The sequence below is a fragment of the Promicromonospora kroppenstedtii DSM 19349 genome, assembly GCF_000515355.1.
GTDB classification, from domain to species: domain Bacteria; phylum Actinomycetota; class Actinomycetes; order Actinomycetales; family Cellulomonadaceae; genus Promicromonospora; species Promicromonospora kroppenstedtii.
The window spans coordinates 34,242-36,277 of record NZ_KI911565.1 but is presented as its reverse complement, the minus strand read 5'-3'; the positions used below and the strand labels follow the sequence as shown (position 1 = coordinate 36,277).

At 73.8% G+C, this 2,036-nt stretch carries 3 protein-coding genes; 2 read left to right on the top strand and 1 reads right to left on the bottom strand.

Annotation, left to right across the window (positions count from 1 at the left end; genetic code table 11):
* A partial coding sequence (locus tag PROKR_RS00220) for a PEP-utilizing enzyme (RefSeq protein WP_036958720.1) occupies nt 1-706 on the top strand: 706 nt, incomplete at its 5' end.
* Here the strand turns inward: PROKR_RS00220 and PROKR_RS00215 are convergent.
* Entirely contained in the window at nt 703-1,563 is an 861-nt protein-coding gene (locus PROKR_RS00215) for an SDR family oxidoreductase (protein WP_036958786.1), read from the bottom strand. The genes PROKR_RS00220 and PROKR_RS00215 overlap by 4 nt on opposite strands.
* Nucleotides 1,564-1,824: 261 nt before the next feature.
* Between PROKR_RS00215 and PROKR_RS33265 the strand changes: the two genes are divergently transcribed.
* Nucleotides 1,825-2,036 (top strand): endonuclease/exonuclease/phosphatase family protein (locus PROKR_RS33265; protein ID WP_036958718.1); only part of this gene is annotated, 212 nt, incomplete at its 3' end.

Below are 2,036 nucleotides of genomic sequence, written 5' to 3'. Positions count from 1 at the left end.
GCAGCTCGACCGGTGGGCCCGCAACGCGCGCGGCCGGGAGAGCGCTCGGTCCGAGGTGATCCGCGCGTTCTGGGCCCTGCGCGCCTTCGCGGTGCGGGCGGGCGAGCTCACCGGCCTGGGCGACGACGTCTTCTACCTGCACGTCGACGAGCTGCTGGCGGTGCTTCGCGCGACGTCCGGCCCCAGCCGGCGTGCGGGGGAGCGGGGCCCCGACGTCGTCCCCGTGCGCCGCGCGACCTACGACCTCTACCGGAGCCTGCCGCCGTATCCCGCGGTGATCCGCGGCCGGTTCGACCCGGTGCGGTGGGCCGCGGATCCGGAGCGGCGGTCCGACGTCTTCGACGAGCACGGCCAGGAGGCCGAGCGGTCCGACCACGTCCGGGGCTTCCCCGGGGCGTCCGGCGTGGCAGAGGGCGTCGCCCGCGTGGTGCTCTCGGCGGACGACGGCGAGGCGCTGCTTCCCGGTGAGGTGCTGGTGACCGTGGTGACCAACGTGGGCTGGACGCCGCTCTTCCCGCGGGCGGCCGCCGTCGTGACCGACGTCGGCGCGCCCCTGTCGCACGCCGCGATCGTCGCGCGGGAGCTGGGCATCCCCGCCGTCGTCGGCTGCGGCAACGCGACCATGCGGCTGCGCACGGGCGACCGGGTGCGGGTGGACGGCGAGCACGGCACGGTCGAGGTGCTCGCGCCAGGTGAGGGCGCCTAGAAGACCGGCTTGCCGCCGGTCACGCCGAGCACCGTCCCGGAGACGTACGAGGCCGTGACCGGCGACGCGAGGAAGACGAACGCGGGCGCCACCTCGGCGGGCTGCCCGGCCCGGCCCAGCGGGGTATCGGTGCCGAACGACGTGATCTTCTCCTCCGGCTGGGTCGCGGGCTGGAGCGGGGTCCAGATCGGCCCCGGAGCCACCGCGTTCACCCGGATGCCGCGGGGTCCCAGCTCGGCCGCGAGGTTCACCGTGATGTTGTTGATCGCTGCTTTGGTGGCCGCGTAGTCGAGCAGCGACGTGGACGGCTGGAACGCCTGGATCGACGAGTTGTTGATGATCGAGCTGCCCGAACCCATGTGTCCGAGCGCGGCCTGCGTCACCCAGAACAGGGCGTACAGGTTGGTCTTGAGCACCCGGTCCAGCTCCTCGGTGGTCACGTCAGCGACCGACCGCCGGCGCGCCATCTGGTACCCCGCGTTGTTGACCAGCACGTCGATGCCGCCCAGCTCGCCCGCGGCCCGGTGCGCCACGCCCCTGGCCGTGGCCTCGTCCCGCAGGTCGCCCGGCAGCAGGGAGCACTGGCGTCCCGCGTCGCGCACCAGCTCCGCCGTCGCCCGGGCATCGTGCTCCTCCTCGGGCAGGTAGGACAGGGCGACGTCCGCCCCCTCCCGCGCGAACGCGATGGCGACCGCACGCCCGATCCCGGAGTCTCCGCCGGTGACCAGCGCCTTGCGGCCGACGAGCTTCTCGCTGCCGACGTAGCTCGTCTCGCCGTGGTCCGGCTGGGGGTCCATCCGGTCGGTGGTTCCCGGCGGATTCTGCTGCTGCGGTGGGAACGCCTGGTCCTGGCTCATGTCGTCCTCCATCGTCGTGCGACGTCTCGACGGCTCCTCGTTGAACCCACTTCACGCTAGCCCGAGGGTTGACCCGCCGCACATCCCGCACGCGTACAACGCGGCGAACGTCGCAGTACGGGAGACCGCGGTCACGCTCGTGGGCCTGACCTCCGGCCCGGGGGACACCGTGTTCCCCACACGGGAGGCGATCGACGCCTTCCTCGCCGACCCGGTCCTGCCGGGTAGCGCTCCCCGCTTGCCGGGCCCAGGATCGTGCACGTGCGCATCGCCACGTTCAACGTCCAGCACGGCCTCGGTCCCGACGGCCGCGTCGACAACGACCGACTGGCTCAGGCCGTCGCCGCGCTCGACGCCGACGTCGTCGGGCTGCAGGAGGTGGACCGCGGGCAGGCGCGGTCCGGGGGAGCGGACCAGGCGGCGCTGTGCGCGGCGGCGATGGGAGCCGTCGACCACCGGTTCCGGCCTGCGCT